The sequence below is a fragment of the Myxococcus llanfairpwllgwyngyllgogerychwyrndrobwllllantysiliogogogochensis genome (assembly GCF_006636215.1).
Lineage (GTDB): Bacteria > Myxococcota > Myxococcia > Myxococcales > Myxococcaceae > Myxococcus > Myxococcus llanfairpwllgwyngyllgogerychwyrndrobwllllantysiliogogogochensis.
In genome coordinates, this window is the sequence record NZ_VIFM01000764.1 from 1 (window position 1) to 448 (window position 448).

Annotated in this window: 1 protein-coding gene; it reads right to left on the minus strand. The window is 71.9% G+C overall.

Annotation, left to right across the window (positions count from 1 at the left end; all coding sequences use genetic code 11):
• Nucleotides 1-448 (minus strand): efflux RND transporter permease subunit (locus FJV41_RS50400; protein ID WP_141649619.1); only part of this gene is annotated, 448 nt, incomplete at both ends.

A 448-nucleotide genomic window follows, 5' to 3' on the forward strand; every position in this document is an offset into this window, starting at 1 on the left:
CGTTCGAGCCCGGGGCCTGGAAGATGCCCATGCCCACGGCCGGATCGTTGTTGAGCAGCGAGCGCAGCGAATAATCCGCCGCGCCCAGCTCCAGCCGGGCCACGTCGCGCAGCCGCGTCACCGCCCCGTCGGCGCCCGTCTTGACGATGATGTCGCCGAATTCCTCCTCGGTCGCGAGGCGGCCCTGGGCGTTGATCGACAGCTGCATGTCCACGCCCTGCAGGCCCGGCGATGCGCCCACGACGCCGGCCGCGGCCTGCACGTTCTGCCCGCGGATGGCGGCCACCACGTCGCCGGCCGAGAGGCCGCGCTGCGCGACCTTCTGCGGATCGAGCCAGGCGCGCATGGCGTAGTCGCCGCCGCCGAAGATCGGCACCTGCCCCACGCCGGGAATGCGCGCGAGGCGGTCCTTCACGTTGAGCACGGCGTAGTTGCGCAGGTAGTCGAT